Here is a 26,705-nt window from a genome sequence, read left to right on the forward strand (position 1 = left end):
CTGCTATTCACAGTGAAAAAAATTAATTCATTTGGAAATCAATAATCGAAGACGAGCAAAATTAAAGGGGGCAGTAAAATTGTTGTAGCGAATTCGCAAACGGTTTTCAAATTGACGATCGAGTGCTTCAACGTGTTCGCTAAATTGTGATTCTGCTTCCCAAGGAATTAGGTAGGCTGCATTGTAAATCATTGTGTCCATTTGGGGAGTATTTTCCACCATATCGACAGCAATGGAGTTGAGCGTGCCTTGAAATATATCGATGATGCCTTGCTTGCGATCGCTCATTCCCCGTTCGATGGCTTGCCCTATTTGGATCGCTTGCTCCATACTCAAGGGTTGACCCACTAGCTTATCCCTTTCAGTTTTGAGATTTGGATTTTCTGCTAACAATCCCTGAATTTCTGCCTCAGTATCCCAAAAAACTTTGACACTAACTTCTCGACAACCCGATAACTTCGCAAGCAATTGCGTCAATTCTTCTTGATGAGGACGAATTAATTGCTCTGAAACTGTTTCCCAGCTTGAAATCAAAAGTCCAAATTGCATGGGTAATAAATTGCGATCGCCTGCTTCCATGATGTCCTCAAGGACTTTCTCATGACTTAGCAGGTTACGACGGCTGGCCAAATAACGCTCTTGCTGTGCTTCGGAGTAGATAACTGCAAAACCATCCAAAATTTTAATTTGTACAGGTTGCCGATCTATGCCCTGTAAATTTAAATTTTGTGGAGCAGGCAAGGTCAAAATTCCGTAAATGTAAAAGCCATAACTCATAAGAATGTCTTACCAAGAAGAATATAGATAAAAAAGTTACCAAAAACAGGGTGTGGGGTGTGGGGTGTTGGGTGTAGGGATTAGAAAATCCTTGTATGAGTGGGTTTAGAGCTTACCAAAAAAGAAGAATTATACCGAATGAAAGTGGCACGAGGTATAAGGTGTCCAAGTTTTCAATCCCACGCTTTTAACCCTGGGTTCCCTACACCCTACACCCTACCCCCTACACCCTATGAAAGGGGTTTAGAAGTGAGTACTAATCTTAACTTGGCATGAACTAAGCTTAATTGAGCCAGTCCTAAGTCCAAGTCACCCTCAACCACAACACCCGTATTTAATAGGCGATCGAGGAGTTCTAGAATAGAGGGTTGACTAGAGGTTTCACCGGGGTAATATCCTCCAGATTGGGGAAGTAAATTTCCCATTTCACCCAAGTTAATATTTAGATCGGCTGGGTCAATATCAAATATCTCGCAAAGCTGAACAACTTGCTGTTCAAGCTTTTGCAGGCTTTCGGCAGCTCGATCTAGTTCAGAATCGCTGAGGTTGCCAGCATCCATTCGCCGAATCACCTGAGCTTCCATGAGTTGGCGTATCAGTTCAACAACCGTCAGTAACAACGGTGCTAAACCTGAATCGGAACCTTTTGATTTGCTAATCGCCTGCATTCTGATGATTAATAGGATTGAGTGCTTTGAGCGATCGCAGTTCTGTTTCTAGACTGGCAACACGCTCTTGAAGTTGTTGATTAGTTGTTAATAAGGAACGAGCTTGACTATTAAGATAGGGGTCGCTCTCCCACCAGTTAATTCCAATCTCTTTGGCTTTATCAACAGAAGAAATCAACAAACGAATTCGGATGTTGAGCAGTTCTGTGGAGCCGACAGAAACAGAAATATCTCCTGCTATCACAATGCCTTTATCTAGAACCCGTTCTAGAATATCTGCCAAGGTAGAACCTTGAGTTGATGTGGTGATAGCTCCCCGATTAGTATTAGTACTCATTTGTTTATTAAATGGCCAGAATCAAAAGCAAGTGTCTGTGAGATGTTCGGCGGCTCGGCATTGCCCTGCATTTGTACTAATACTCCCTGTTCCCTGAGAGACTTGAGTGCAGCTACAATTTGACTGCGATCGATCCCTAACTCTACTGCCAATTCAGAGAAACGCCTTCCTGGAGAATTACACAGGTAGTTGTAGACTTCATGCTCGTAAGGTACTCGTTGTTCCAATACAATCTGATTTTGGCTGTCTGGTATTATCTTTGACGGCTGAGATTGAGTATTTGTACTATGATGCAATTCACTTAAAACCTCTTCTAGTAGCCGAGTTGCTTCCATGAGAGGTTGACTCGTGCGAGAAAGCAGGATATCGGCACAAATATCTTGGAAGCTAGGATCTCCAGGGTTTACGGAAATTTCGTGTTCGTGGCAGATTTTGGCAATCATCAGACAGGAACGCAATCCACCACCCTGTCCAGAGCTAGATCGACTCCAAAACGTCCGTACTATGCGGACAATTACTTCTGCTTTCTCAGAATCTATACCTGTTTTATGAACTACAATTTCCTGCTGACTCAGTTCATCAGGTGGAGGCATATCGATGGTAATAACACGATCCATCAAAGCATCCTGAGTTGCATGGACTCCACAATACTCTTGAGGATTTGATGTTAGAATTGCCCGAAACTGAGGATGAACCCGGATATACTCGGCTCGCTGTTGATTTGTTGGCAATACCAACAACCTCTCTTCAAGTACGGAGAGTAAAACGTTATTTACCTCCGGGTGCGATCGATTGAATTCGTCGTAAACCAGCGTAAATCCTTCTTTACAAGCTAGGGTTAATCGTGCATCAACCCAATGTTGTCTAAGTTCATCCTCAACTTTCACAACGCTGTGGATGAAATTATCAACAACCTTTTTGCGGGTATAACCTAATTGATTACCAATCAAGTCTGAGGTTTTAAACTCATCATCTCCAAATAAGAGGATGATAGGCTGGTTGAGCAAATCAGCTAGATGCATTGCCAGAGTAGTTTTTCCGACTCCGGCCGCACCACGTAAATGTACTGAAAAACCCGACTGTAGATAGCGCAAAGCACGTTGAGCGATACGTTGAACAGCAGGGGTATTGACAAATCGTTGGGGAGATGCATTTAATACTGTTGTCAAGCTCTAAGTACCTCGTAAGTAATAATTTTATGTAAAAGTAATTTTTTGCACATCGGGAATATAAAATACAGATGTCAATAAGCCTTAACTGAACTCAAATCCAACACATTTTGGCATCAACATAAGACTAAGTAATGTTTTATATAATGTCATCAGCAAGATTACGGTCTTGTGAGACAGCTGTAACAAATCTACACAAGTGTAAATTAATATGGTTCTGCGCTTCTTACTATTACCGATTACTGGCCCATTAATGGGGGTAACGTGGCTTGGGGAAAAAATTTTAGAACAGGCGAGTACTGAAATTGACGATAAAGAAAATCTCAGCAAGCAGCTTCTTGCACTGCAACTTGCTTTTGATATGGGAGAAATTGCTGAAGAAGAGTTTGAAATTCAGGAAGAAGCTCTTTTATTAGCGATTCTGGAAGCAGAAAAGCAGGAAGGCGATGAGACACAGGAGTAAGACAGGAGGCAGAGGAGGAACTACACCCCCGAACGCGAGGCTTTTTTCATCGAATTTAATCTGTGATGTGTGGATGAGAGAAAATATAAGTATTGCGATTCCGAATATAATCAGCCATGACTGAAACCAAACCCACCCGTACCGCACGCAGGGGACGAATATTCCCTGAAATTCAGTGGAATGAAGAACAAAAAGCACTACATGAAGCCAAACGCGAGGCTTTTTACCAACGTTGTAAACCTATTTTTGAGCGAGTCAAATCAGAATTAATTGAAACTCACTACAACTGGTTTGTTGCAGTTGAACCGGATAGTGGAGAATATTTTGTTGATAAAGATTTAGAAGTAGTTTCATTACGGTGTCGCAAACAGCATCCAGGCAAAATACACTATGCTTTTCGGATTCATGAGTCTGGGGCTTGCGGCACGATATGACGATTTCCGGTTTTTTTGGTGATGAGGATGCACTACTTTTTGAAATTAATTTAGTAACATCAGATGGATTAGAATTACCTGTTGAGGCGATGTTTGATACAGGTTTTTCGTATTGGTTAGCGATTAATGAGCAAGATATAGATGCACTTGGTTGGGAGCGTTTACGAGAGCAAACAATGCGAACTGCACGGGGAGATGTAAAATTTGAAATCTATCTTGGTCAAGTATTATTTGATGGCCAAGGGGTTGACATACCTGTACATGTTGGCAAAGATTTAACAGAAGTTTTGCTCGGTCGTCAATGGTTAACAAATCGTCGGTTAGTCGTTGATATACATTCGGGTGAATTAACGTTGGGATAACTAAAGACAATAATAAATTAGACAAAAATTGAGGGAGTTTTCAAAATTTAAAACCGACAGTGTTCCACATTCTGGTGCATTCCAAAATATTTTTACATTTAATATTTGGAAATAAGGAATATATCAATATTCCCAAAGAAAAACCATTTTCTCACTAGGGGTTGTTGCCACAAACGGTAGATCAGGCTTACTATATGCACATCAACCAGGTTTGTTCATTGATGAATTATTCCAGATTGAGACGAACTTGATATTTATAATGTTCAATTTCTTCAGGAATTGGGGATTCTAGTTTAAAACCATGTTTTTGATACCAATGAATTAAATTAGGATTAGCATCAATATCCTTAAAAGTTAGACAACCATGAATTTTTTTAACCTTTTTGCTTTTTGCTAAATCAACAATATACTTTAATAGATAAGTTCCTAAACCTTTCCTACGATAGTCAGTTGGCTCATTCCAATGTGTTAGCTGGAATAACTTATCACTTAAACTTAAAAACTTTGATTCATTACTAATAATGATGTCTGACAAAACCATATCTTCTTGAGAATTGAAAGTGCAGTAGGCATGACCTATTCTAATTTTCCGTTTGCATCTGCTTAAGTGAAGTTGGATTGATTGATATTCCTGCTGTTCGTCGTAAAAATGATACACTTTTAAATAGTATTCTAGGCCTTCTTTGTCAAAGATTTGGTTTATTGTGCTAATAATACAGTTGTCTTGGATTTTGTAATTCATAACAATAGATAATTTGTGTGTAATAAGTCAGTAGCCTAACGCTGACTTATAATTTGAGAATGCCCACATTAACACATCTGCTAACGAGTTTTAGAAAATTATATTACGGCCTTCCCTAGTTCAACTGTTTATTTGGTGAGTGTTAGGTGCAAGAGATCAGTTTCTGTGATTCTTGTATTAATATTCCAATGTTAGGGTGTTGAATTTTGGTGTATTGTCCTCCAAATCAGTATTTACTTGCTGATGGGTAATGTCCTCTTCAGCAATTATTTGACCATTTAAAATAGCAAGACGCTGCTGAATCTGAGATTGGCGTGCTTCGAGTTTCTTTAGTTCCTGCTCTAAACGCTCTTTTTCAAGCATTATTTTGTAAGCATTTAAGTAAACTGTTGCTTGAGAACGTTGAGGTGGCATTGAGCTAAGTTTGGCTTGAATTTGTCCACGTTTTGGAGTGCGGTGCATAATAAATTTCTCTTTGGGTATGAAAGTATTTAGTCTAATTAGCTGTTAAAATAAACAGCCGGCTGCTGCTTGGATGCGTTCTAAAGGTTGAACTGAGCGAGGAAGCATTGGTAAGCGAACCATTGTCAAACCTGGAAAATCGCAATTAATGGTTGCTGTAGAAGTAAAGCGGTTGAGAACAAGGTAATTCTGGCTCACACCTATTTCTTGCATAGATTTGAATAGGCGTTGTTGTTCGGCAAGTACACTAGTCTGGTTAAGTGTAATCCCAATGAACTCTGCTTGTTGTGGGTCTTTTAGCACTTTTTGGGCTTTGACTACGCGCTGTCGCAAAGTTCGTAAACGCCCCATAAATTCTGTACGACCAAGGACATTCTGATACTTGATCCAGAGTTTGAAAATCCAAGCTAGCCAGTCTGCTAGTGCATTTGGCATTTCTAGAAAACGCAGAAGATGACCTGTAGGAGCAGTGTCTAAAATAATCAAGTCTTCTTCTTGTTGCTCTAGCAATTCCATTACTGTTAACAGGGAAAGCATTTCATCAATCCCTGGTAAAGCTTGACCGACAATTTTGCGCCAAGCAACAGGAGCATAAGCCATTTCAATAGTTTCGCTTGTTTGGGTTTCGCCACTCATCATTTCGGCCAGTTCCCACAGGTAGTCGGCTCTGAATCGATCGAGAATGCGATCGCTATCCACTTCCTGACCTCGAAGATTGGCAGTTATTTGATATGGTTCGTGTCCTAAACTCAAACCAAAGGCATCACCCAAGGAGTGAGCAGGATCGATGGAAACCATGCGGATTTTGCGATCGGGATGTTGTTGAGCCATAGCCCAACCAATGGCAGCTGCTACTGTGGTTTTGCCTACTCCACCCTTACCGCCAATTAGTAACAGGCGACGACCTTTGGTGAGAAAATCTCCAAAGCTAGGAGGAATTGTTTCCGGCCATTGAACTGGGAGTAGATCGATAGGAGATAGCGGTTCAAGCTGAGGAACATGGATTTGGTTGATCAGATGGCTGAGGGCTAGAATCCCTAAAGGCTCTTTATCTTGCTGTGGCACAATAAAAATCGGCTTTCCGTTAGCAAGATCCGTATACTGGCCGATTAGGGGTTGTTGTTCTTGGTAACGATCTGGGTCAGTTGCACTGGCAAGAACTTGGTTAACAAACAACCCTCCGCAAGGAACCTGCATGGTTTGTAAGGCTTCTAGGAATCGTTTTGACTCCAACCAACTCATTGGTTCGGCGATCGCAACTAACAAACAAGCTGTATGCTTAGGATCTTGAAGCAGACGGCGACCTTGGGAAAGTTCAGCTTTCAGGGTGTGCAAAAAGTCGTCAGCGCGATCGGGTGTGTAACTTCCAGCAAAAGTCTTACTAATAAACCGATGCTTTTCTTGAAACAGTTCCAGAGAGTGGAGGAAAGTGTCTAAAAAATCCATCAATCCAAACAAGTTGAGAGTATGACCGCTAGGAGCCATATCTACTACTACTCGATCTACCTGCTGTTCGTTGAAAAGGCGTTGGATCTCTAACAAGCCCATCAACTCGTCCAGTCCAGGCCAATTTAAATCCCAAACTGGAGACAAGTCTTCTCCTTCAACAAAACTACCCCGTTCCACTAACAGTTCTAACACCTGACCATAACGTTCTTTAAACTCTTGTAGCAGACGCTTTGCATCCAACGCCCTTACTCGTAGATTTGGTAGTTCCGCTATGGGACGAGGAATGTCATCAACGCTAACTTGTAAGACATCTCCAAGAGAGTGAGCCGGATCGGTTGAGATTAAAAGAATTTGCTCATTGGCAAATTTCTGCGCCCAACGATATGCAAAGGTGCAGGAGATTGTTGTTTTTCCGACTCCACCTTTGCCGCTAAACATAGCAAGGTGTAGGTTATCAAAAAGTTCCATCTCGTTTGCCATTTATGGCGTTTTAGGATAAAGTTACTACATATTTTTGAAAGTTACTTAAGTAATTTTGCTGAATAAATCTATTTAAAACCTTAATCTTTCACGGATGGGATTTACAAAACTTCTATCCTATAGGCTACCGTGTACACACAAGTTGGAAATAATTGACAAATCCGGGTTTTACCCCACCCTAACCCTCCCCTTGTAAAGGGGAGGGAACTAGATTTTTCCCCCCTTTACAAGGGGGGATTAAGGGGGGTAATTCGACTTTTGATTCTATAGGGCGGTGACAGGGAAAGCTTTACAAGAGAATGTGTAATTAATTTTGTTGAGTTACTTACAAAGATTAGCAAAGGAACTATAACTGAGGTAAAGATTTAGCCAGAGGTGTCCAAAGGTAAGGAGATATAAATGGTTAACAGTTCTGAAAGCGATATAAATATTGGGTGTAATTTCCAAGGTATTTCTGAATACGACTTTTTTTCTGACAGTAATTTTGAGGACATTCATTGTCGTCCATTTCAAATAGACTCTCCCTACTTAGGACTAAAAACTTTTGAAATTAAAGATAAAGACAAATTTTTTGGTCGGGAAAAGTGGATTGCTAATCTGGGCGATCGCTTAAAAAAAGATAATGTACTCTTGCTTTTAGGAGCGTCAGACAGTGGCAAATCCTCATTGATTCGGGCAGGTTTAATTCCTTATTTAGGAAATAATAACAATTCATTAATTAATATAAATTTTCACCCAGATGAGAATCCTTTTAAATCTCTTTATCAGTGTCTTGCTTTTACCTATGGAAAAAAATCGCCACTAGCGGATATTGCTAGAGAAATAAGAGAAAATACTCTAATTAAGATTGTTACATTACTCAAACAAGATTATCAGTGCGTTCTGATTTTTATTGACCAATTTGAAGAACTTTTTACGAAAACTCAAAAGCCAGAACGGGATAAATTTGTTGCTAGTCTCTTTCAATTGTTTCAGCAGCAGGATAGCTCTGTCAAAATTATTTTAACAATGCGGTCTGATTTTTTGGATAAATTTAGTGAGTATCCCCAACTTGCAAATATTCACGATCGCTATAGTCGTATACTCACTAGAATGAGCGATCGCGAATTAAAGTTAGCGATCGCTGAACCTGCTGCTAGAATTGGCGTTACCTTTGAACAAGGACTAGTTGAGCAAATTATTCATGATTTTCACCAACAAAATGATTATTTACCACTTCTGGCATACACCCTGAATGTATTGTGGGAAAGAGAAGATATTGCAAACGGGGTTCTGAAGATAAAGACTTATCAAGAACTAAAAGAGCAAACCTTTGGTTATTTCAGCGAACAAGCTAATCGATTTATTAATGCTAATGTTGGATGGCACGATCGCCAGGAACAAGAGATTCAAAAGTTAAACCTTGCACTGACTGAATTAAAACTGCGCGAGCAATCCGCCAGGGTTTTGAATTTACTTCCCGTCCAACCGCTAGAGGGTTTGGTGCTGGCAATTCAAACAATGGGTGAGAATCTAGAGAAATACCCAAACCAGCTTCTAGCTTCTGTTTTGGGAAGCTTAAAGGAAGCAATGAACACACCCACAGAGGCAAATAACTTGCGCGGACACGAGCAAGAGGTGAATTGCGTAGCTTTTAGTCCTGATGGCAAGTTTATTGCCAGTGGCAGTAGTGATTCTACTGTATGCTTATGGAATATCATTAGCAATCCCACTGCCGAATTTTTCTTGGGACACGAGCAAGAGGTTAATTGTCTAGCCTTTAGTCCTGATAGCAAATTTATTGTTAGTGGCAGTATTGACGGAATTTTGTGTTTATGGGATCTACAAGGTAATCTCATTATTGAACCCTGGCAGGGACATGAGGAAGGAGTTATTTCCGTCACCTTTAACCCAAATGGCGATTCTATTGTCAGTGTTGGTTTTGACGGAACAGTGTGTTTGTGGGATTTACAAGGTAACGCCATTACTCAACCTTGGCGCGGACACAAGGAAGGAGTTATTTCCGTCGCCTTTAGCCCAAATGGCGATTCTATTGTCAGTGTTGGTTTTGACGGAACGGTGTGTTTGTGGGATTTACAAGGTAACACCATCACTCAACCCTGGCACAAACATGAGGCGAAAATTATTTGCGTCGCCTTTAGCCCCGATCGCAACTTTATTGTCAGTGGTAGCAGTGATTCGACAGTGCGGTTGTGGGACATCCAAGGTAATCCCATCGGTCAACCTTGGCACGGGCATGAAGGACATGTAAATTCTGTAGCGTTTAGCCCTGATGGCAAGTTTATTATTAGTGGTAGCTGCGATCGCACAATACGTTTGTGGAATATTAATGGCAACTCCATGACTCAACCTTGGCGCGGACATGAAGGACAGGTTAATTCCCTAGCCTTTAGTCCCGATGGCAAGCTGATTATCAGTGGTGGCGATCGCACTGTGCGTTTGTGGGAGCTAGATCGAATACTACAAGATCGGGTCATCGGGCGATCGCAGCGCAAATATGAGAATTGGGTCAATTCTGTCGCCTTTAGCCCAGATGGCAAGTTTATGATCAGTGCCAGCAATGATACTACAGTGCGCTTGTGGGATATGAACGGCAATCCTATTGGTGAACCTTGGCGCGGGCATGAGTATTGGGTAAATTCCGTAGCTTTTAGCCCTGATGGTAAACTGATTGTCAGTGGTAGTCTTGATGCAACAGTGCGCTTGTGGCGCTGTGGGTGGCAAGAGTGGTTGCAAGTTTGTTGCAACAGGTTACATTATCATCCTGTCTTTCAAAATCCTGAAAATGGCAGTGATGTAGAAATTGCCCACCAAACTTGTCAAAAATATGTATGGAATCCACAATGCCCTAAACAGTTGAACAACCAAGGCGAGCAAAAAGAGAAAGCGTTTTCAGCAGCTTTGGAGGACTTTAAGCAAGCAGTTCAACTTAATTTTACATCGCATTGGAAACATCGCCTTGCTTGGCAATCAGTACCCACAGAGAACCAATAACTCGTCCTACTTGCACCGCAAGTTTAAAATATTGGGTTTCAAAAACTTACGGAAACTAAAGTCCAATCATTAACAGAATTACTCAATCCAATAAATTAAGTTTGCCGTAATAGTAGGTTGGGTTGAGGAACAAAACCCAACATTTGCAAGACTAAAATTAAGTCATCTAAAGCTTGGATGAAAATAAACAGTTAGTAGCGCTGGCCTAATTTCACAAGTTAAAATATCTGCGACTAAATCTGATTATTGCAAAAATTGGATGGCTACAATAACCCTATCTTGCTACCAGTTCATAGATACTTGACCAGTATTTACCTGGTAATAATTTCCTTGTTGATAGGATTCTTGCTACTAGAGTTTGTCACCTAAAAAGCTTATGTCATTTACAGATAGATTTAACCAACTTGCAGCAATTATTTCTAATGAACTAGGTGTACAAACAAAAGATATTACTCTTAATATATGGCTTCGGGAAGACCTCAAAATAGATGGTGATGATGTTGATGAACTATTTTCTAAAATCACTGAACAGTTTGGTATAGATTGGCAGGGGTTTGTTTTTTACCGATACTTCCATGAAGAACCACATTTATTTTCTTTACTTTTTGAGTGTTACTATCGCAAACGTTACGGCACACTCAAAACAATTACCGTCAGCCATCTACTATCAGTTATTGAGTGTGGAGTTTGGTTTGAACCGTCCCAATCTGATATTTACATTTGAGTTCATGACATAATCTTAACTAGTTGATACTGATAAGTTTTCCTAATCATTAGTATTATTAAATATTATTACGATTTTTGTCCTATATTAATATTTGCAGCCGTCCTTGCAGATATCTATATATTTGTTTAGCGGCGAATTCTATTCATCGGAATAATTAAACCCATGAGTCAAATAGTCTGGATAGCAAGACACGCTAACCGCCTCGACTTCGTAAACCCCGATTGGTTTCTTACCGCTGAACGACGCTACGATCCACCCTTGTCTAATGATGGTATGGTGCAGGCACAGCAGTTAGCTAAACGATTGAAAAAAGAAAATATTGGCCATATTTTCGCTTCTCCTTTTCTGCGAACCGTACAAACGGCAAATGCAGTTGCAGAAATGCTCGACTTGCCGATTAAACTCGAAACAGGCTTGAGTGAATGGCTAAATCCAGTTTGGATGACAGAAGAACCCGAAAGACTCTCAACTCCAGCATTAGCAAAATTATTCCCCAGAATTGACACCAGCTATACTTCGCGCATCGCCGCCAAATATCCTGAAACTCATGAAAAAGTGCGAGAACGTTCTGGGCAAACTGCCAGATGTTTAGCTACTGAGTTTTTTCCAGAGGATATCTTGCTAGTCGCACATGGGGCATCTGTGTTGGGGGGAGCAATGGGGCTAGTGGGGGAAATTGCCAAAACAGAAGTTAAAGCTTCTTTATGTTCGTTGGTAAAAGTGGTACGCGAAGATCCAGAATGGTTATTGGAACTAAAGGGAGATACTTCCCATTTAACCCACATAGAAGAAGTGATTCGATTTGCCTAAACCTCTGATAGATATTTGTGTTCATAGCTTCTGGTAGGTTGGGTATATCCCACAAATAAAGTAATTAATCCCCGAATAAGTTCTATGACTTTATTACTAGCAGGAGACATCGGCGGTACGAAAACTATTCTGCAATTGGTTGAAAAATCAGACTCACCAGCTTTACATACTATTTATCAGGAAAGTTACCACAGTGCCGATTTTCCCGATTTAGTACCGATAGTGCAGGAGTTTTTGGTCAAAGCTAATACACCTACACCAGAAAAGGCTTGTTTTGCGATCGCCGGCCCCATTGTCAAAAATACTGCTAAACTGACCAATTTAGCTTGGTTCCTGGATACCGAACGTCTACAAGAAGAATTGGGTATCCCGCATATTTCTTTGATTAATGACTTCGCCGCCGTTGGCTATGGCATTTCAGGTTTACAAAAAGAAGACTTGCTGACATTACAAGTTGGCAAACCTCAACCCGAAACCCCCATTGGAATTATTGGTGCTGGTACTGGCTTAGGGCAAGGATTTTTAATTAAGCAGGGGAACCACTATCAAGTTTTTTCTTCAGAAGGTGGACACGCTGACTTTGCTCCTCGGAACGAGATCGAGTTTCAACTGTTGAAATACCTGCTAGGTAAACATGATATCCAGCGCGTTTCTGTGGAACGCGTGGTTTCTGGAATGGGAATTGTGGCAATTTACCAATTTCTGCGCGATCGCAAATTTGCCACAGAATCACCAGATATTGCCCAAATCGTTAGAACTTGGGAACAAGAAGCCGGACAAGAAGAGAAAAGTGTCGATCCTGGTGCTGTCATTGGTACAGCTGCACTAGAAAAACGCGATCGCCTCTCGGAACAAACTTTGCAATTATTTGTAGAAGCTTACGGTGCAGAAGCCGGTAATCTCGCCCTGAAACTTCTACCTTACGGTGGCTTATACATCGCTGGTGGAATTGCGCCCAAAATTCTGCCTTTAATTCAAAACAGCGGTTTCTTATTAAATTTCACCCAAAAAGGCAGGATGCGCCGCCTCCTCGAAGAGATCCCGGTGTATATTATCCTCAACTCGCAAGTCGGCCTAATTGGTGCTGCTTTATGTGCTGCTAGGTTATAACAGCTGGCATCATCAGTGAGATCGCTATCTCAAAGGGCAAAAAATATGACAGTTAAAAGTCTGTTGCCACTAATAGCCGCCACCATTGTTTGTGGTGGCTCTGTTCTTGTGGAAGCGCGTCAACCCAAATCTCCGGTAGCTGTTGTCAAACCAAAGGTTTCTCAACCCGTGCAGCCACAATGGAAGTTATACACTGCTCCAGATGGACGTTTTACAATTTTGATGCCGGGAAACCCCAATAGAAATACCGAATCCCAAAAAACTTACATGGGGGAAATTACCTTAGAAATATTTATTGCTCAACCACCAAAACAGCAAGTAGCATACATAGTTGCTTACAATGATTTTCCTTATAGTTACGGTGAAATGGCCGATCCTCAAGCTGTACTTAATAATGCACGGGATATGGCTTTAAAGACTACGAAAAGTAATTTAATTAGTCAACGAAACATTCGCAGTTACAATAATCATCCCGGCAAAGAAATTCAGTACATCAATTCTGGAGGGAAAATTACTATAAGTAGAATGTATGTTGCCGAAGGAAGACTATATCAAGTAATGGCAATCACTACCAAAAAACAGCAGAAGACATTAGCTAAAACTATTAATGGCTATTTAAATTCTTTCAATGTGGTTTTAAAAAAGTGAAATAACTAACAACTTCTACTATATTAGCCTTGTAATTAATTGCAGGGCTAATATAACGTGAGTTCGACGAGTGCTATTTTGACCTCTCCCTCAGCCCCTCTCCTACGTTCGCGCAGCGTCTCAAAGAGTGCATAGCAATTGTGAAGTAACGGCTGCTACCAAGCAGGAAATTGAAGCCACCTTATTATTACCTTAGCAGGACTTACGCACTGAAAACTTGAAAGCTTGATCCCCCCTAGCTCCCCTTAAAAAGGAGGGAATCTTAAAAGCCCCCTTTTTAAGGGGGTTGGGGGATCTCTTCTGCGTAAGTCCTACTTAGAAGGAAGTTGAGGATAGCGAATGGGAATAGTTTTGTTGATTAATCCTTTATGGCTATTTTCAGTTAATTGAACCACAGATTTTCGGAGGGAACATACCGTGCCCTTATTTGAAAAGTTTTTCTACGTTTTATGTCGTAGTTAATCAATTCATTTAGTAAATCAAATATATCTGCTCATAGTATAAGAATAGAACCTAGTAATTTTAACCGTTTAATGGTTCTCTGCTACTTTTTCTTTAACCTATCCGGTTGTCTCGTTCCCTTAAGACTACGGTTTTTTCAAATAGCTTTGCCCTTAAAGCCCTAATCGCAGGTCTTATTATGAATTTAATCAATGACTTTTGCTTGGCAGTTGGGATACTCAAAGGTGTACAAGTACTCGTTGTAGACAACGATCGCGATAGTAGGGATTTGTATGCTTTTTTACTCGAAGACCTCAGCGCAAATGTGATTACCGCTGGTTCCATAGAAGAGGCTTTAGAAACCCTGAGTTGGTTCACACCCAACATTATTGTCAGTGAAATTAGGTTTTTAGGTGAAAGTATTTATACATTGCTAAATAGATTGGATGCTATAGAGCTAGACAATGGTAAGCATATCCCAATCATTGTGACTTCAACATCTACCACAGGTACTTGCGATCAAATTCCAGATGTAGAGTTTGAAGAATATTTACTTAAGCCATTCGACCTTGACGAGTTTGTTTCTATGATTGTGAATCAAGTACAGGAAAAAGCGACGGAAAATTTTTGCACCGAGCTACTAGTTGCAAACTAGTAGGTAAGTTTAAGAGGTTGTTTGAAAAGTGGTTGGCTGTGATTTTAGGCACTAACCGATCCCCCCTAGCCCCCCTTTTTAAGGCTACCGTGTATACACAAGTCGAATTACCCCCCTTAGTCCCCCCTTGTAAAGGGGGGAAACAAGAAAAATCCGGTTCCCTCCCCTTTACAAGGGGAGGGTTAGGGTGGGGTAATTCGAGAACTGGTAGTAATTCGATAACTTGTGTGTACACCGTAGCTTTTTAAGGGGGGAACCGGAATCAAAGTCCCCCAATTTATCGGGGGATTTAGGGGGATCTAGAACGTTTTGTTACCGAGAAGAAAACTTTTCAAACATCCTCTAAGCTCGACTTTATCCATTTTTACGAAACCCAAAACCTGACACTGAAACCTTTGTGGGACGGTAGTTTTACTTTTTAGATTTAACCGATAATCAGTGACATGGAAAAAGTTTTTGCCAAAAAGCTAGGGTTTTTGCCGTATCAAGATAAGCAAGTTCTTAATTTTGGATAAAGTCGAGCTAAGTATCTGCGTTGTTTAACCGTCCAGAAATAAATTTCTAGACTGCAAAGCTAAAACCCTTGCTCAAGTTACAACTGTAGGTTAGACACAGCCTACAATATAAGCACATGGGTTTGAGCGAATGAGAAGCTGTGCCCAGACAAATTACAAATATACTTATTCATCCACCTCAGAACTCCGTTAATCCACCTCAGAACTCCGTTAATCCACCTCGGAACTCCGTTAATCCACCTCAGAACTCCGTTCATCCACCTCAGAACTCCGTTCATCCACCTCAGAACTCCGTTAATCCACCTCGGAACTCCGTTCATCCACCTCGGAACTCCGTTCATCCACCTCGGAACTCCGTTCATCCACCTCAGAACTCCGTTCATCCACCTCAGATACTCGTTCATCCGCCTCAGAACTCCGTTCATCCACCTCAGAACTCCGTTCATCCACCTCAGATACTCGTTCATCCGCCTTAAAGACTGGTTTTGTTAAAGTAGGCCATCGGTGCTTTAGCCTCTGGCGTAACACACCCTACAAAAATTGTTAGCAATGATGCAGTTAAAGCTTTGCTGTCAGCTTAGTGGTGGAAAATGAAACTTGTACGATCGTTGTTAAAGTTCCTCTTTCGCAATATTATGAGCGAATTATAGACCCAATTAGCAACTGATACCTGGATAACAGCAACTTGGGATGAATATATCCAAATAATTGAAAATCCTGCCTACGAAAAAGCCAAGGGCTACTACCACAACGGACAGATGAGGATTGAAATCTACGCAATCGGGAATGACCATGCCAGCGACCATGCAATTATTCTCTTTGCTGTTAACTTATTTGCGAGCATTAAAGGCATTGCTCTAAATGCCAAGGATAATTGTACATATCGGAAAACAGGCTTTAAGGAAGCTCAACCTGATGTGTCTTAGTATATTGGTGAAAATGCCGATGTCATTCCCTACGGCACTTCTATCATCAATTTAGATATATATTCACCACCAGATTTAGTTATTGAAGTGGCTAATACCTCACTTGCTGACGATCGAGGTGAAAAACGACTTTTATATGAAGATTTAGGAGTGAAAGAATACTGGATTTTAAATGTCCAGAATGCCCAAGTTATGGCTTTTGCTATTGAAAACCAAGGTAGTAGGCGGATTACAGAATCTCAGGTATTACCAGGATTAGCAATTTCTTTATTAAACGATGCATTAGGGCGAACTCGTCAAAGAAATCAAAGCCAAGTTGGTGCTTGGTTATTAACCCAATTTCAGCAATAATTACAAACTGCTTTGCGGTAGGGAATGGGGAGTAGGGAAAAAGCAAAGGATACAAAGCAATTAAAGCGCGATCGCACTATAGCAATCCTATCTGATTTGTGAGAATTGCCAGCCGTAGATTTCCACCTTCTCAAAAAAGTCGGGAATCTTGTTTCTCACGAATAGTTCAGAATTGCACTAATATGCTGTGGCTAAAGTCACCCTTTCAGGTGAAGACATACAGAAATACGAATGCCTAGTATGAAGTAAGATTAAGCAACTGTGAAGCTAATTATGCGTCTAGTTGTTAGTTAACTCATAAAAATTTAATTCTAAAGCTTTAACAACTCCGTACTCTCCACTTGTCCTCTAACTAAAAAATATTCTTATACAGCAAGATTTACAGGCTTCTATAATATGGCTACGCACATAGAAATTCCAGTTATTGGCAAAGTTAAGCATCCATCGCGCTGGCTGATTGGGCTGATAGCGGGGAGTGCTTTGGTTGTGGGTACTATAACAACTTACACCTTGGTAAACCAAGGGACAAACAAAGAAGATATTGCTCAACTAACTGTGCCAGTTGCAGCCCAAAACGTGACGTTGCGGATTACAGCTAGTGGCAAAGTCGTGCCAGTTCAGAGCGTAAATATTAGTCCGAAGAATCCGGGAGTGCTGTCGCAATTATACGTGGAACAAGGCGATCGCATTCAACAAGGGCAAATTCTCGCCCGCATGGATAGTGCCGGTATTGAGGCTCAAAGGAGCCAGTACCGTGCTAACTTAGCCCAAAGCCAAGCACAGCTAGCCCAAGCCCTTGCTGGTAGTCGTCCTCAAGAAATCGCTCAAGCAAGGGCCCGATTAGCACAAGCTCAAGCCCAATTAGCTGCGGCTAAGGCTGGTAATCGTCCCCAAGAGATTGCTCAATCTCAATCCCAAGTAGATGCGGCTCAAGCAAGGGTGAATTACACCAGCGAACAGGTAAAGCGTTATCAATACCTATACGAACAGGGAGCAGAGAATAAACAATTACTCGATCAAGCCATCAGCGATGACAAAAGTGCTAGAGCCAATTTAGAAGAAGCTAAAAAACGATTCTCGTTAGTCCAAACTGGCACTCGCACTGAAGAAATCGACCAACGCCAAGCCGCTGTTAACGAAGCACGGGCAGCATTGGTACTGTTAGAAGATGGAACCCGTTCTGAAGAAATTGTCCAGCGTCAAGCCGCTGTAGCATCTGCTGAGGCTCAGTTAAAGGGTGTACAAGTGCAGTTGGAAGATACTATTATTCGCGCTCCTTTGTCGGGAATTGTTACCCAAAAGTATGCCGAACCAGGTGCATTTGTTACACCCACAACTTCGGCATCTACTAGTGCATCGGCAACTTCCAGTTCAATTGTTGCTGTAGCACGCGGTTTAGAAATATTAGCTCAAGTTCCCGAAGCCGATCTTGGCAGAATCAAACAGGGACAGCAGGTGGAAATTGTCGCTGATGCCTATCCCGACCAAGTTTTTAAAGGTCATGTACGTCTGATTGCTCCCGAAGCAGTGGTGGAACAAGGTGTGACATCCTTTCAGGTGCGGGTTGCTATCGATACTGGCATAGATAAACTGCGTTCTGGCTTAAATGTGGATCTGACTTTTTTAGGCGATCGCGTTAATAATGCCTTGGTATTACCAACGGTGTCAATTGTCACCGAAAAGGGGAAAACTGGCGTACTCGTACCCGATGCAAAAAATAAACCCCAGTTCCGCGAAGTTACAGTCGGGGCACAAATTCAAGACCAAACTCAGATTTTAGAGGGAGTTAAAGCAGGCGATCGCATTTTTGTTAACCCACCCAAAGATTACAAAATTGAGAAGGCAAAAGAACAGAATAATTCGTAATTCGTAATTCGTAATTCGTAATTCGTAATTATATAAGATATGAATTTCCTTGAAAGCATGAATATGGCGGGGAAAACTCTGCTATCGAATAAGCTGCGTAGTGCCCTCACCATGCTGGGTATAGTTATTGGCAATGCCTCGGTGATTGCGATGATTGGCATTGGCGAAGGTGGGCAGAAGTATGTGAATAAACAGCTGGAGTCACTAGGGCCAAATGTGCTATTTGTACTGCCAGGTAATCGAGAAACTCAGCGAATCTCCTTTGAAGTGCCAAAAACTCTGGTGTTGCAAGATGCGGATGCGATCGCTTCTCAAGTACCAACAGTAGTAGGAGTTGCACCAGAGTTAAACAGAAGACAGGTAATTACATACCGCAACAGAAATACCGATGTCAACATCATTGGCACAACTCCCTCCTTTTTATCAGTGCGGGATTTTGAAACTGCTAAAGGCAGGTTTTTCTCTGAGATAGACATCAAGCGAAGTAACCAAGTCGTTGTGCTGGGTGGAGATTTGGCAGAAAAACTATTCGGTAATAGTAACGCTGTAGGACAGCAATTGCGAGTTGGAAATACCAGCTTTCAAGTAATTGGGACGTTAACAGCAAAAGGTTCCAGCGTGGGAGCAGATTATGATGATGCTGCCTTAATACCAATCACCACATCAGCAAACCGACTTGTGGGCAAAAATTCTCCTTATGGTATCGCCTTAGATTATCTCGTTGCTGCCGCTCGTGATTCCGATAGTGTGGATGCAGCAGAATTTCAAATTACTAATTTGCTGCGTCTAAGACACAAAATTAATGGTGAAGATGACTTTACTCTTCGCACCCAGAAAGATGCTTTGCAAACTGTCGGTCAAATTACAGGTGCATTGACAATTATGCTAGCTGCGATCGCCGGCATATCCTTGTTTGTTGGCGGCATTGGCATTATGAATATTATGCTCGTCTCCGTCACCGAACGCACCCAAGAAATCGGATTGCGAAAAGCGATCGGGGCAACTGAGCAAGATATTTTGCTACAGTTCATCATTGAGGCAGTGATTGTTTCTGCGGCTGGGGGCTTAGTTGGGACTGCGGTTGGTGTCAGTGGCATCCTATTAGTGGGAGCCTTGACTCCTTTAGAAGCGAGTCTTTCTCCTGTAGCCATTACTATGGCTGTTGGTGTCTCTGGAGGTATTGGTTTATTCTTTGGCGTTGTTCCTGCACGTCGCGCTGCTAAACTCGACCCGATTGTGGCTTTGAGAAGTGCCTAGTAGTCTGCCAACCCAAAAATGCGCTTGTGAGGACTACCTCACAAGATTGGATAATTTATTTCTTGGAGTTCCCTAACCAACTTTTCCTCCGACTTTTGCAACCCGATCGCATAAAATTGCCGACTTCAGCCGACTGACAAACGATAGTGCGATCGCTTAGGCTATTGGGCATAGAGATAAAAATTTAAGTATAAAAATATGCTTAATACCCTCAGCCCAATTGCAGAAGATTTAGCAGGTCAAAGCTATCTCAGTCCTCATTACTTGCGAACACAGCAGCGCATTCGTTCCCTCATAGACAAATATATTGCAGTCGAAAAACTACACGAGCGTCTGCAAGATTTACCGATACAGTTTGCCAATCCCCAACCGCGTCCCTGGAAACACATCGACTGGCAGACAATTAACCGCAATCAAATTATCGGCTTAGACGCAGAGGTATTTTTATCTATATTGATCGGTGCGATGGATACAGAAGCACCCATTCGCGGTTATACCCAAACCAGTCGGCAGTATTTGGAAAAATTGCATCCTCAGATGGCTCGGTTTGTTGGTGGAACTGTCGGTAAAGATGGCGAATTGCTAGAACTTGGTTTGTGGGAAAAGGAAGAACGTCAGCACACACCCGCATTAATCAAAGTCTACACCCAATTAACAGGCGAGAAAATTACCCCAAAACTTCGTACTGTTAGAAGCTATCTCCCTACAGATGATCCTCACGAAGACTTATATCGCCACGGTTTACACCGCATTGCCACAGAATACGGTGCAACTTGTCTTTATATTTGGTTGATGGCTCATACCACAGGCGCACTCCAAGATGTTCTAGAGGAACTAGCGCAGGATGAAATCAACCACATGACCAAATTCTGGGGGTTTGGAGTCTGGGCTTTCCCTGATACTGGGTTGATGCGAATTGGACGCACCCTGATTAAAACGCGATCGCCAAACTATCAGCGTAACAACCTCATGCGTACTCTTCGCCGGATGATGGGTACACTCAACTGGAATGCTTGGTCATTAACCAACAAAATAACTCTCCTATTTACCTTCACCTACACAATGCATCGCTTGTGGAGTTGGAACAACACCCTCACACCAGAGTACTTACAAAATTTATTTGAAACTACTCATTAGTAAAAACAAAAGACAAATGACAAAAGACAAAGGACAAGTGACAAATGACAAATGACAAATCAAAATTACCCATAGATTTAAATCCCCAAAAAATCCCCCAACATATCGCCGTCATCATGGATGGTAACGGCCGATGGGCAACCAGTCGAGGATTACCGCGCATTGCTGGACATCGCCAAGGAGCAAGAACGCTCAAAGAACTATTGCGTTGCTGCAAAGATTGGGGAATCAAAGCGTTAACAGCCTACGCTTTCTCCACAGAAAATTGGCAGCGTCCTGTTGAAGAAGTGGATTTTCTAATGCATTTGTTTGAGCGATTACTACGCCGCGAGTTGGCTCAGATGCATCAAGAAGGAGTACGTATCTCGTTTATTGGAGATTTATCGGCTTTACCCAAGTCTCTACAAATGGAAATGGAACGTTCAATGACAGAGACATTGAACAATCAAGCAATCCACTTTACTATTGCAGTCAATTACGGTAGCCGCAACGAAATTACCAGAGTTTGTCGTCAAGTAGCTCAACTCGTGCAACAGGGCGAACTTAGCGCCCAAGAAGTGAATGAAAGTCTTGTAGAACAACATCTCTACACAGCAGACACTCCAGAACCCGATTTACTGATTCGTACCAGTGGTGAGATGCGATTGAGTAATTTTCTCTTATGGCAAATGGCTTATACAGAGATGTATTTCACCGATATTCTTTGGCCAGATTTTAATCGAGAAGCATTTCATCAAGCTTTGTTGAGCTATCAAAATCGCGATCGCCGTTTTGGTCAAGTCAAAGCTTCATTATCAGCTTAGTGTACCAAACACCAGACATCACGTGAACGAGGCAGGAGGCAGAGGGCAATATTCCTTCTGCCTTTTGCCTTTGTTGATAAAGTAAAAGCACCCACATTACCACGATGGTATATGAGCGCTTACAAATAAAACATTATCGAGGATAATCTATCTGCTATGACAGACCGAAGTAACTATAAGAATAGCAGGCACTGGGTAAATAAACTGCAAGGGTAGTTACAAATGTTTTGTTAAAAATATTACTTACCGTAAATGTGATGCTTGATTTAGGCAAAATCCAATCGATTGCGGAATCCTATTCTCCCCAAGAACTCTTCGCTGGCTTGGTTTGGCAGCGTCGGTTCAATGAGTTTGATGGCAAAGAAGTGATTACTGACCTTTCCAACCACAGAAATTTATGGTCAAGCTTTCTATTCACAAAACCAATCTTTGCACCAGATGAAAACGGTTTAAGCTTTGGTGGTATGGTCGATACCCTACTTGCAATGGCAAACTATCGTCCCATGCCTGAAACCAGCATCATCCATTTCATTGCCTATCCTGCCGATACACTGTACATTCTGACAGAGAACCAAGATACAAAAGTGTCTGAGCTTTTAGACTTGGGCAAAAAATGGCGAGCTGATTCAGTAGAGGTAAGTGATGGCACGAATGAAGATTATGGTTTCCGCCTGAAGCGCCGACTGAGAACTAGATTGGAAGGGGCGTTATGGGGTGAGGATGTTCACCAAGATTGTGATGCGGTGGTTGTTGCCTATTGGTGGGATTGAATACTTGAAATATCTCAATCAGAGAAATCGTGAACTACAATATGCTGTTTTCTTGCCGAATCTTAGCCTACACCCAAATTTAGCAGCGATCGCAGCCTCTTGATTTTTTTGAGTCAATTATTCTTTATTAGGTATTGAGCCGAAATCCTCGGCTCAATACCTATATTCATATATCACCAAATCAGACTTATGGAAATTATTCTTTTGTCAATATAGCAATTATTTTTTATATTTGAACAGAGAAAATTTAGAAGGCTTATGAATCAAGCATTTTACGCAATGCGTTGTTCAAAAATCATTTGGGATTGCTATCGTAATTATAGAAACTATCAATATGATGTTTTGTTAATTCTTTCCGAAAATAGTATTTACTAGAATTTAATACCTGCGATATAAGCTGACGTTTTGATAAGTTAATTCAGAAAAAATCCTGATATCCAAAATTTAAAGTTGACAAGACTCTCTTGCTAAATCTACTTTAAATTTACTTATCAATCCATTTTAAAATCGCAATGAATTTTTCCACTATTTTATAGGTGTTGGGAGTCATGATGGCAAAATATCTACTAGCTTTTGCTAGTGGGATGGGATTTTTATGTTTAATTGTCGGGTTATCACCTGTGCAAGCCCTTCCTAGTTTAAAAATTGCAGATAAAAACGTAGCTGTTAATCAAAATGACGGCAGCTATGAAAATAATTATTCTCATCAAAGCGATTTAGCAAATAATATCTCCAGTAAATTGCTGATAGCTAATGAGAGCCAAAAAAACTTACCCTCAGTCAATGAACAGCAAAAAATTCAAGATTTAGGAATAGATTCTGCTGTTAACTTATGGCAGCCAATCACACCACAACCTGCAAGTTCATCTCCAACCTCATACAAACTTGCACAAGTAACATCCGTATCGCAATTGTCTGATGTACAGCCGAATGATTGGGCTTTTCAGGCACTCCAATCTTTAGTCGAGCGCTATGGTTGTATCGCAGGTTATCCCAATCAAACCTATCGCGGTAATCGGGCGATGACTCGCTATGAATTTGCTGCTGGCTTAAATGCTTGTTTAGAGCGAATAAATGAACTGATTGCGACTGCAACTGGTGATTTGGTCAAAAAAGAAGATTTAGCCACATTGCAGAAACTACAAGAACAATTTGCGGCGGAATTGGCAACATTGCGGGGTCGAGTAGATGCTGTAGAAGCTCGCACAGCAGAACTAGAAGCAAATCAGTTTTCTACTACGACCAAACTCAATGGTGAGGTAATTATTGCTGGTGTTGGTGCTAGCGGTGGCGCTCCTAATGATAGTGACCCGAACATCATCCTAGTCAATAGAGTACGGTTAAATCTCACCACTAGCTTTACTGGTAAAGATTCATTAATTACTGGATTGCAAGCTTATAACTTTTTGGGTGGAGCCACTGGAGAGGGTAGCCTGCAACAAGGTTTAGGATTAGCTTCGCCACTTTTAAGTGCAAGTAGCGCTCGTACCAGTTTTGAGCCGCAATTTCCGGGGTTAAATGTCAATACTTTGTCGGGCGTTGGCGCAAACAGCGTTCAGGTTTACAAATTGCTGTATGTCTTTCCCGTCGCTAATAAATTAACCTTGTTTGCGGGAACTGCGGCAGAGACATCAGATGCTTTCCCAACAATTACGCCTTTTTATGGTGAAGGACAAGAGTCAATATCTCGTTTTGGCAACTTGAATCCTGTACTACGGGTTTCTGGTGGAACTTCGGGTACTGGTTTAGCATCGGCAGCGGGATTTATTTTTAACATTTCGCCAAATTTTGATTTAAGAGCTTTATACGGCAGTGTAAATGCCAATTTACCGGAAAAATCTGCGGCTGAAGCAGTACCAGGAGTTTCTACTACACCTTTGGGAGCAGGTTTATTTAGTGGTAGTAGTATTATTGCCACACAGTTAACCTTCAAGCCAAGTCCTGCTTTTGATATTGGTTTAAACTATGCCCACAGTTATCACGAAATCAATATTTTGGCTACAGGATTAGTTAGTAGTGATATCGGTGCTTTATCAGGAGTTGCAGTTGGAACACCGCTCACACTCAACTCTGTTGGCGGTACGGTAACATGGCGATTGTCTCCCAAGATAGCCTTATCTGGCTACGGTGCAGCAATATTTGTTGATGCTGCTTCAAATAGCGTGGATGCTTCCACCACCTTTACAAGTTGGATGGCGGGAATTCACTTTAAAGATTTATTCAAGTCAGGAAACACAGCCGGGATTCTTTTTGGTCAGCCGCTTTTCCGTAGCGATACTGGTGGTTCTGCTCAACTTACCCCCACAGGCGAGAATCGGGCGACTCCTTACCATTTGGAAGCCTATTACCGCCTTCAAGTTAGCGATAATATCAGCATTACCCCTGGTGCGTTTGTTCTATTTAACCCAGAAGGTAACAGCAATAATGAGACTACGACTGTAGGCGTACTTCGGACTACTTTTACATTTTAAGAGATTGAGATTAAGTAGTCAAAATCCCCTAAGAAATTGGGGGATTTTGAGATTGGATAACAAAATTCACAGTAGACCTCTTGCAGCATAAATCAACAATAAAGAACCTCACCCCGATGCTTTGGCTATCCATTAGTCACATCTTTAAAAAAAGTGTTGAAGATAAAATAATGACTAATAAATACGTAGAAATTCGGTGGATGTTTATTGAATAATATTGTTTGGTTTTTGACAAAAATATAGTCCCATTGCCCAAAATTTGTTGTGCAAAACTAATCTGATGTCTACGTTGGTGACTGACTTGTACTGAGCGCAGTCGAAGTAGCTTACCGAATGGGCGAAGTACAGGCTACATTAAAAATAAACTGTGTAGGTGTAACTCATCGTCGATATCGCCCCACAGATAACCTAATTATTTCTTTTACCTGATTTAGCAGTTTGATTTGAAAGGTGGTGCTTTTGTATAACCCGCTCAATCTGGCAAGTCACCCCATCTATTCTATTTTTAACCTTATCAAAATCAATATTCGCCCAAATATAGGCTTTGTCAGGTCTTTGTTGCTTCCCACTCATATATGGTCTTACTTGTCAATATACTTTGTTATATCTATACAATATAGTCTTCTCAATTTCTAAACTACTTTCTCTAGACATATAAGTAAATATGCTTAATATTTACTTAAGGTTTTATCGCAATCCGATTTTATTTTTAAACCTACTTACGCGATCCTCAAAGTACAGCGTAAGCGCCAGAGGCAGGAAGTAGGGAATCAGCCTTAGTTATACAGAGGTTTTTCACGCAATCAAATAGGAGTCTTATGGCTTTTAGAAGTTCAACCAAACAGTGATTTGATTAATATGGGCGCAGATTATTATCTATCTATTGAAAGAGACGCGATATTTCGCGCCTCTAAGAACTAAAATCAAAATTCTAAGTGTAAGCTTAAATCTTTGTTTGTAGATATTGCACCAATTGCGGTGCTTGCATCACTCCCTCTATCCGCTCCACAGGCTGACCCTGCTTAAACAGTACTAGGGTTGGAAGAGAAGCAATTTTATACTCAGTAGCCAAATCTGTGTATTTTTCCGTGTCGATTTTGACAATCCTTAAGCGATCCTTAAGTTGGGCATTGACTTGCTCTAAAATTGGCACCATCATCTGACAGGGGCCGCACCAGTCAGCATAAAAATCTACTAATACAGGTACATCAGAAGCAGACAGCATATCTTCAAAACTGTTAAATTGCTTTTTCGTTGCCATGTGACACACACCGATTTTCAATTGTTTGTTTCAATAGTAGTTCTTATAAAATAAAATCGGTATAGATTCATGGGTTTTTGTTAGTAAAAGATTAGATTAGTTAATATGAGGATGATTAACCAGCCAAAAATATTAAATAATTATAATAAAATCCGTATATTATGTTAGGTTGTGCATCTGTATTAAATATGTGTTTCAACCTATCACGATCGACCAAATCATTATAGAGCCTTTCACAAGAGTGATGTCTACGAAGGCTGTAGATGCAACACTTTCTAGTCTATCTAGTCAGGCAAATATATTAGTTATAGTTATTCATCTATTTACAGAGAAGTAACTATAGATATTTAATCAGAGTAAAACGTTAATTATTGTTATTCGAGTTATATAGGAATCTTATTTGATTTGTGAGAATTGCAAATCGCAGCTTCTCGATAACTTTTATGAAGGTGAGGATCTTGTTTTAGCGCGTCTGATTCAGCATAGCTATATCTAGCTAAATACGACGTATAGCAATCCTATTTGATTCCTGATTACTCGTAAAGATCGGGGACTGGGGACTGGGAAGATAGAAATAAAGGTGTACTGAGTTTTTTCAGAAATCAAATATGAGTCCTGTA

The 26,705-nt window shown here is 41.1% G+C and carries 27 protein-coding genes; 17 read left to right on the plus strand and 10 right to left on the minus strand.

Features of this window, described 5'->3' with window-relative positions; translation table 11 throughout:
* Nucleotides 1-27: 27 nt before the first annotated feature.
* From RMZ95_RS20855 to gvpN, 4 genes are all read right to left on the minus strand, one after another.
* Nucleotides 28-777 (minus strand): GvpL/GvpF family gas vesicle protein, encoded by a 750-nt coding sequence (locus RMZ95_RS20855; RefSeq protein WP_322683465.1) that lies wholly within the window; start codon nt 775-777, stop codon nt 28-30.
* Between the two features lie 230 nt (nt 778-1,007).
* Complete coding sequence (locus RMZ95_RS20860) at nt 1,008-1,445, minus strand: gas vesicle protein K (protein ID WP_322673884.1); 438 nt, start codon at nt 1,443-1,445, stop codon at nt 1,008-1,010.
* Nucleotides 1,432-1,782: a gas vesicle protein gene (locus RMZ95_RS20865; protein WP_322673885.1), complete on the minus strand. Its 351-nt coding sequence runs from the start codon at nt 1,780-1,782 to the stop codon at nt 1,432-1,434. The genes RMZ95_RS20860 and RMZ95_RS20865 overlap by 14 nt, the downstream gene beginning before the upstream one ends.
* Complete coding sequence (gene gvpN / locus RMZ95_RS20870) at nt 1,779-2,951, minus strand: gas vesicle protein GvpN (RefSeq protein ID WP_322683466.1); 1,173 nt, start codon at nt 2,949-2,951, stop codon at nt 1,779-1,781. The genes RMZ95_RS20865 and gvpN overlap by 4 nt, the downstream gene beginning before the upstream one ends.
* A 211-nt stretch (nt 2,952-3,162) precedes the next feature.
* Here gvpN and RMZ95_RS20875 point away from each other — a divergent pair, with 211 nt between their 5' ends.
* From RMZ95_RS20875 to RMZ95_RS20885, 3 genes are all read left to right on the plus strand, one after another.
* On the plus strand, nt 3,163-3,414 hold the full coding sequence (locus tag RMZ95_RS20875) for a gas vesicle protein GvpG (protein ID WP_322673887.1): 252 nt from the start codon (nt 3,163-3,165) through the stop codon (nt 3,412-3,414).
* A gap of 116 nt (nt 3,415-3,530) precedes the next feature.
* Nucleotides 3,531-3,848, plus strand: a complete 318-nt coding sequence (locus tag RMZ95_RS20880; RefSeq protein ID WP_322683467.1) for a hypothetical protein — start codon at nt 3,531-3,533, stop codon at nt 3,846-3,848.
* On the plus strand, nt 3,845-4,210 hold the full coding sequence (locus tag RMZ95_RS20885; RefSeq protein WP_322683468.1) for a retroviral-like aspartic protease family protein: 366 nt from the start codon (nt 3,845-3,847) through the stop codon (nt 4,208-4,210). Before RMZ95_RS20880 ends, RMZ95_RS20885 begins: the two co-directional genes overlap by 4 nt.
* Nucleotides 4,211-4,436: 226 nt before the next feature.
* Here RMZ95_RS20885 and RMZ95_RS20890 read toward each other — a convergent pair whose 3' ends face one another.
* From RMZ95_RS20890 to RMZ95_RS20900, 3 genes are all read right to left on the minus strand, one after another.
* The gene (locus RMZ95_RS20890; RefSeq protein ID WP_322683469.1) at nt 4,437-4,952 is read right to left on the minus strand and encodes a GNAT family N-acetyltransferase; all 516 of its coding nucleotides are present in this window, start codon (nt 4,950-4,952) and stop codon (nt 4,437-4,439) included.
* A gap of 177 nt (nt 4,953-5,129) precedes the next feature.
* Nucleotides 5,130-5,414, minus strand: a complete 285-nt coding sequence (locus tag RMZ95_RS20895; RefSeq protein ID WP_322683470.1) for a hypothetical protein — start codon at nt 5,412-5,414, stop codon at nt 5,130-5,132.
* Between the two features lie 45 nt (nt 5,415-5,459).
* Nucleotides 5,460-7,343: an ArsA family ATPase gene (locus tag RMZ95_RS20900; protein WP_322683471.1), complete on the minus strand. Its 1,884-nt coding sequence runs from the start codon at nt 7,341-7,343 to the stop codon at nt 5,460-5,462.
* Between the two features lie 399 nt (nt 7,344-7,742).
* Here RMZ95_RS20900 and RMZ95_RS20905 point away from each other — a divergent pair, with 399 nt between their 5' ends.
* The 6 genes from RMZ95_RS20905 (at nt 7,743) to RMZ95_RS20930 (ending at nt 14,728) form a co-directional block, all read left to right on the plus strand.
* Nucleotides 7,743-10,337, plus strand: a complete 2,595-nt coding sequence (locus RMZ95_RS20905; RefSeq protein ID WP_409883328.1) for an NACHT and WD repeat domain-containing protein — start codon at nt 7,743-7,745, stop codon at nt 10,335-10,337.
* 376 nt (nt 10,338-10,713) lie between these two features.
* A complete protein-coding gene (locus RMZ95_RS20910) occupies nt 10,714-11,061 on the plus strand; it encodes a DUF1493 family protein (RefSeq protein ID WP_322683473.1) in 348 nt (115 codons plus the stop codon).
* 165 nt (nt 11,062-11,226) lie between these two features.
* Entirely contained in the window at nt 11,227-11,874 is a 648-nt protein-coding gene (locus tag RMZ95_RS20915) for a histidine phosphatase family protein (RefSeq protein ID WP_322683474.1), read from the plus strand.
* A gap of 84 nt (nt 11,875-11,958) precedes the next feature.
* Nucleotides 11,959-12,984 (plus strand): glucokinase, encoded by a 1,026-nt coding sequence (locus tag RMZ95_RS20920; RefSeq protein WP_322683475.1) that lies wholly within the window; start codon nt 11,959-11,961, stop codon nt 12,982-12,984.
* 45 nt (nt 12,985-13,029) lie between these two features.
* Nucleotides 13,030-13,632 carry a hypothetical protein gene (locus tag RMZ95_RS20925; protein WP_322675661.1) on the plus strand — a complete coding sequence of 201 codons (603 nt, stop codon included), beginning with the start codon at nt 13,030-13,032 and terminating at the stop codon, nt 13,630-13,632.
* Nucleotides 13,633-14,272: 640 nt separating this feature from the next.
* Nucleotides 14,273-14,728: a two-component system response regulator gene (locus RMZ95_RS20930; protein WP_322683476.1), complete on the plus strand. Its 456-nt coding sequence runs from the start codon at nt 14,273-14,275 to the stop codon at nt 14,726-14,728.
* A gap of 809 nt (nt 14,729-15,537) precedes the next feature.
* Here RMZ95_RS20930 and RMZ95_RS20935 read toward each other — a convergent pair.
* Complete coding sequence (locus RMZ95_RS20935) at nt 15,538-15,771, minus strand: hypothetical protein (protein ID WP_322686382.1); 234 nt, start codon at nt 15,769-15,771, stop codon at nt 15,538-15,540.
* A gap of 230 nt (nt 15,772-16,001) precedes the next feature.
* Here RMZ95_RS20935 and RMZ95_RS20940 point away from each other — a divergent pair, with 230 nt between their 5' ends.
* The 8 genes from RMZ95_RS20940 to RMZ95_RS20975 all read left to right on the plus strand — a co-directional run bounded on the left by RMZ95_RS20940 (nt 16,002) and on the right by RMZ95_RS20975 (nt 24,824).
* Nucleotides 16,002-16,169 carry a hypothetical protein gene (locus tag RMZ95_RS20940; protein WP_322686383.1) on the plus strand — a complete coding sequence of 56 codons (168 nt, stop codon included), beginning with the start codon at nt 16,002-16,004 and terminating at the stop codon, nt 16,167-16,169.
* Nucleotides 16,170-16,226: 57 nt separating this feature from the next.
* Nucleotides 16,227-16,520 carry a Uma2 family endonuclease gene (locus RMZ95_RS20945; RefSeq protein WP_322686622.1) on the plus strand — a complete coding sequence of 98 codons (294 nt, stop codon included), beginning with the start codon at nt 16,227-16,229 and terminating at the stop codon, nt 16,518-16,520.
* 396 nt (nt 16,521-16,916) lie between these two features.
* Complete coding sequence (locus tag RMZ95_RS20950) at nt 16,917-18,386, plus strand: efflux RND transporter periplasmic adaptor subunit (RefSeq protein ID WP_322686384.1); 1,470 nt, start codon at nt 16,917-16,919, stop codon at nt 18,384-18,386.
* 39 nt (nt 18,387-18,425) lie between these two features.
* On the plus strand, nt 18,426-19,643 hold the full coding sequence (locus tag RMZ95_RS20955) for an ABC transporter permease (RefSeq protein ID WP_322686385.1): 1,218 nt from the start codon (nt 18,426-18,428) through the stop codon (nt 19,641-19,643).
* Nucleotides 19,644-19,841: 198 nt separating this feature from the next.
* Entirely contained in the window at nt 19,842-20,780 is a 939-nt protein-coding gene (locus RMZ95_RS20960; RefSeq protein ID WP_322686386.1) for a ferritin-like domain-containing protein, read from the plus strand.
* 44 nt (nt 20,781-20,824) lie between these two features.
* Nucleotides 20,825-21,583 (plus strand): isoprenyl transferase, encoded by a 759-nt coding sequence (locus tag RMZ95_RS20965; protein WP_322686387.1) that lies wholly within the window; start codon nt 20,825-20,827, stop codon nt 21,581-21,583.
* A 257-nt stretch (nt 21,584-21,840) separates the two neighbouring features.
* Complete coding sequence (locus tag RMZ95_RS20970) at nt 21,841-22,353, plus strand: hypothetical protein (RefSeq protein ID WP_322686388.1); 513 nt, start codon at nt 21,841-21,843, stop codon at nt 22,351-22,353.
* Between the two features lie 551 nt (nt 22,354-22,904).
* On the plus strand, nt 22,905-24,824 hold the full coding sequence (locus RMZ95_RS20975) for an iron uptake porin (protein ID WP_322686623.1): 1,920 nt from the start codon (nt 22,905-22,907) through the stop codon (nt 24,822-24,824).
* A gap of 408 nt (nt 24,825-25,232) precedes the next feature.
* On the opposite strand, the gene RMZ95_RS20980 is transcribed toward RMZ95_RS20975, so the two are convergent.
* Both RMZ95_RS20980 and trxA read right to left on the minus strand, forming a co-directional pair.
* Nucleotides 25,233-25,397 carry a hypothetical protein gene (locus RMZ95_RS20980; RefSeq protein WP_322686389.1) on the minus strand — a complete coding sequence of 55 codons (165 nt, stop codon included), beginning with the start codon at nt 25,395-25,397 and terminating at the stop codon, nt 25,233-25,235.
* A gap of 370 nt (nt 25,398-25,767) precedes the next feature.
* Complete coding sequence (gene trxA, locus RMZ95_RS20985; RefSeq protein WP_322670357.1) at nt 25,768-26,085, minus strand: thioredoxin; 318 nt, start codon at nt 26,083-26,085, stop codon at nt 25,768-25,770.
* Nucleotides 26,086-26,705 lie beyond the last annotated feature (620 nt).

It is taken from the genome of Nostoc sp. DedQUE07 (assembly GCF_034530975.2).
Taxonomy (GTDB): Bacteria; Cyanobacteriota; Cyanobacteriia; order Cyanobacteriales; family Nostocaceae; genus Nostoc.

Bases quoted from the DNA above. Each gene is read 5' to 3' on its own strand.
- RMZ95_RS20855 (WP_322683465.1), bottom strand. From the start codon at position 777: ATGAGTTATGGCTTTTACATTTACGGAATTTTGACCTTGCCTGCTCCA.
- RMZ95_RS20905 (WP_409883328.1), top strand. From the start codon at position 7,743: ATGGTTAACAGTTCTGAAAGCGATATAAATATTGGGTGTAATTTCCAA.
- RMZ95_RS20890 (WP_322683469.1), bottom strand. From the start codon at position 4,952: ATGAATTACAAAATCCAAGACAACTGTATTATTAGCACAATAAACCAA.
- RMZ95_RS20915 (WP_322683474.1), top strand. From the start codon at position 11,227: ATGAGTCAAATAGTCTGGATAGCAAGACACGCTAACCGCCTCGACTTC.
- RMZ95_RS20895 (WP_322683470.1), bottom strand. From the start codon at position 5,414: ATGCACCGCACTCCAAAACGTGGACAAATTCAAGCCAAACTTAGCTCA.
- RMZ95_RS20970 (WP_322686388.1), top strand. From the start codon at position 21,841: ATGCTTGATTTAGGCAAAATCCAATCGATTGCGGAATCCTATTCTCCC.
- RMZ95_RS20875 (WP_322673887.1), top strand. From the start codon at position 3,163: ATGGTTCTGCGCTTCTTACTATTACCGATTACTGGCCCATTAATGGGG.
- RMZ95_RS20865 (WP_322673885.1), bottom strand. From the start codon at position 1,782: ATGAGTACTAATACTAATCGGGGAGCTATCACCACATCAACTCAAGGT.
- RMZ95_RS20920 (WP_322683475.1), top strand. From the start codon at position 11,959: ATGACTTTATTACTAGCAGGAGACATCGGCGGTACGAAAACTATTCTG.
- RMZ95_RS20975 (WP_322686623.1), top strand. From the start codon at position 22,905: ATGGCAAAATATCTACTAGCTTTTGCTAGTGGGATGGGATTTTTATGT.
- trxA (WP_322670357.1), bottom strand. From the start codon at position 26,085: ATGGCAACGAAAAAGCAATTTAACAGTTTTGAAGATATGCTGTCTGCT.
- RMZ95_RS20880 (WP_322683467.1), top strand. From the start codon at position 3,531: ATGACTGAAACCAAACCCACCCGTACCGCACGCAGGGGACGAATATTC.
- RMZ95_RS20960 (WP_322686386.1), top strand. From the start codon at position 19,842: ATGCTTAATACCCTCAGCCCAATTGCAGAAGATTTAGCAGGTCAAAGC.
- RMZ95_RS20955 (WP_322686385.1), top strand. From the start codon at position 18,426: ATGAATTTCCTTGAAAGCATGAATATGGCGGGGAAAACTCTGCTATCG.
- RMZ95_RS20980 (WP_322686389.1), bottom strand. From the start codon at position 25,397: ATGAGTGGGAAGCAACAAAGACCTGACAAAGCCTATATTTGGGCGAAT.
- RMZ95_RS20950 (WP_322686384.1), top strand. From the start codon at position 16,917: ATGGCTACGCACATAGAAATTCCAGTTATTGGCAAAGTTAAGCATCCA.
- RMZ95_RS20860 (WP_322673884.1), bottom strand. From the start codon at position 1,445: ATGCAGGCGATTAGCAAATCAAAAGGTTCCGATTCAGGTTTAGCACCG.
- RMZ95_RS20965 (WP_322686387.1), top strand. From the start codon at position 20,825: ATGACAAATGACAAATCAAAATTACCCATAGATTTAAATCCCCAAAAA.
- RMZ95_RS20900 (WP_322683471.1), bottom strand. From the start codon at position 7,343: ATGGCAAACGAGATGGAACTTTTTGATAACCTACACCTTGCTATGTTT.
- RMZ95_RS20940 (WP_322686383.1), top strand. From the start codon at position 16,002: ATGAGGATTGAAATCTACGCAATCGGGAATGACCATGCCAGCGACCAT.
- RMZ95_RS20885 (WP_322683468.1), top strand. From the start codon at position 3,845: ATGACGATTTCCGGTTTTTTTGGTGATGAGGATGCACTACTTTTTGAA.
- RMZ95_RS20910 (WP_322683473.1), top strand. From the start codon at position 10,714: ATGTCATTTACAGATAGATTTAACCAACTTGCAGCAATTATTTCTAAT.
- RMZ95_RS20925 (WP_322675661.1), top strand. From the start codon at position 13,030: ATGACAGTTAAAAGTCTGTTGCCACTAATAGCCGCCACCATTGTTTGT.
- RMZ95_RS20930 (WP_322683476.1), top strand. From the start codon at position 14,273: ATGAATTTAATCAATGACTTTTGCTTGGCAGTTGGGATACTCAAAGGT.